This window comes from Micromonospora sp. ATLC20, assembly GCF_057196585.1.
In genome coordinates this window covers 1-2,418 of sequence record NZ_JBXUOV010000338.1, presented here as the reverse complement: position 1 = coordinate 2,418, position 2,418 = coordinate 1, and the positions used below count along the sequence as shown (strand labels likewise).

The window sequence follows — 2,418 nt, the reverse complement described above, 5'->3', positions numbered from 1 at the left end:
GCGCGAGCCCGAGCGCCGCCGCGCCGAGCCCGAGCGCCAGCGCCGAGCCGGTGCCGCAGAGCATCGAGCAGCAGCGCAAGGCCGTCGAGCAGAAGGTCGGCGCGGCCGCCTGGGCCGCCGCCTCGGGCCTGCAGGCCCCGGCGGACCTGACCACCGACCCGTCGCTGGCCGACAAGCTCAAGCCGTTCGGCACGCTCACCCCGCAGGAGATCGCCGTCCTGCCGGTGGAGATGCAGTTCAACGTCCCGACCATCACCTGCACCCAGCTCGACGCGCGGCCCGCTGCCTCGATCAAGGACGAGAAGCAGAAGGCGGTCGCCTGCGAGTCCGGCGCGAAATACCTGCTCGACGTGGCGAAGGTGCTCGGCACCGACGTCAAGAACGCCTCCGCCCAGCTCGACCAGACCAGCTCCTGGGTGGTCAGCCTGAACTTCACCGGCAGCGGCCAGGAGAAGTGGACCGCGCTGACCCGCGAGGCCTTCACCAACGAGGGCCAGGCCTGCGACCAGACCGCGCTCGGCCAGGACGGCAAGTGCCGGGTCGCCGTGGTGCTGGACAACAAGATCGTCTCGTCCCCGGAGATCCAGGGCGTGCTGACCGGCGACTCGCAGATCACCGGCAGCTTCGACAACAAGGCCGCGAACGCGCTCGCCAGCCAGCTGCGCTACGGCGCGCTGCCGGTGACGTTCGAGCCGCAGGAGCAGCAGAACGTCACCGCGACGCTCGGCGACAGCCACCTCAAGGCGGGTCTGCTGGCCGCAGGCATCGGCATGCTGCTGGTCATCATCTACTCGTTCTTCTACTACCGGCTGCTCGGCTCGGTCATCTTCCTGAGCCTGGTGCTCTCCGCGCTGCTGGTGTTCGGCGCGCTGGTGGTGCTCGGCCGGTCGATCGGCTTCACGCTCACGCTCGCCGGCATCGCCGGCATGATCGTCTCGCTGGGCGTCGCGGCGGACTCGTTCGTCATCTACTTCGAACGATTGAAGGACGAGATCCGGGAGGGCCGCAGTCCACGCAGCGCGGTGCCGCGCGCCTGGATCCGGGCCCGCCGGACGATCATCTCGGCGAACGCCATCACGCTGATGTCGGCGGTGGTGCTCTACATCGTGTCCGTCGGCGCGGTGAAGGGCTTCGCCTTCGCGCTCGGCCTGGCCACAGTGCTCGACCTGGTCGTCGTGTTCCTCTTCCGCCACCCGATCATGACGATGTTCGCCCGGACCCGGGCGTTCCTGTCGCCGCGGGTCAGCGGTCTGGGCCGGGCGCTGCCGGCCCGGTCGGCCGAGCCGGGCACCGCCCGCAACCCGCGTGTGAAGGAGGCCTGAGATGGCTAAGAGCGGTCTGGCCGCCCGGCTCTACCGGGGCGAGGCGGATCTCAACATCGTCGGGCGGCGCAAGCTGTGGTTCGGCGTAGCCGGCGTGCTCATGCTGATCGCCGTGCTGAGCTTCGCGATCAGCGGCTTCAAGCTGGGCATCGAGTTCGCGGGCGGCAACTCGTTCCAGGTGCCTGCGAGCGTCGGCACGCTGGACCAGGCCGAGCGGACCGTTGACGAGGTGCTGACCACCGAGGCGCCGGGCGTCGAGGTGGTCAGCGCGCAGAAGGTCGGCGGCACCAGCGGCGAGTTCTACGAGATGCGGACCGGCCAGCTCTCCGCGGAGCAGGCCAACGCGGCCAAGACCGCGATGGCGCAGGAGTTCGGCATCCAGGCCGACCAGATCAGCGGCAGCCAGGTCTCCGAGGCCTGGGGCAGCCAGGTCACCTCGCGCGCCTTCCTCGGTCTGGTGATCTTCATCGCGGTGGTGTCGATCTACCTGGTGCTGCGCTTCGAGTGGCGGATGGCGGTCGCCGCGATCGTCTCGCTGCTGACCAACCTGGTCCTCACCGCGGGTATCTACTCGCTCGTCGGCTTCGAGGTCACCCCGTCGACGATCATCGGCTTCCTCACGATCCTGGGCTTCGCGCTCTACGACGTGGTGGTGGTCTTCGACAAGGTGCAGGAGAACACACGCGGCATCACCGCGAACAACAACGTCACCTACGGCGAGGCGTCCAACCTGGCGCTCAACCAGAGCCTCATGCGGTCGCTGAACACCTCGGTCGTGGCGCTGCTGCCGGTCGGCGGTCTGCTCTTCATCGGCGCCGGCCTGCTCGGCGCGGGCACGTTGAAGGACCTCGGCCTGGTGCTGTTCGTCGGTATGGCGGTGGCGTTCCTGACCTCGATCCTGCTGGCCACGCCGCTGCTGGTGCTGCTGAAGAACATGGACCCGCGGATCAGCGCGCACAACAAGCGCGTGCTGTCCCGCCGGGCCGCGATCGCCAAGGGCGAGATCACGCCGAAGGGCCGGCCGGCCACCGCGCCGGACGCCGACGCGCCGATCGACCCGGAGGCGGCCGCGCTGGCCGGCGCCGCGCCCAAGGTG

Annotated in this window: 2 protein-coding genes; both read left to right on the top strand. The window is 69.6% G+C overall.

What is annotated here, in order from left to right; genetic code table 11:
• Positions 1-1,322, top strand: a 1,322-nt coding sequence (secD, locus tag AC2CHG_RS31050) for a protein translocase subunit SecD (RefSeq protein ID WP_484526166.1), incomplete at its 5' end; no start/stop codon positions are given.
• A gap of 1 nt (position 1,323) precedes the next feature.
• The coding region (secF, locus tag AC2CHG_RS31045; protein WP_484526165.1) for a protein translocase subunit SecF at positions 1,324-2,418 on the top strand (1,095 nt) is incomplete at its 3' end.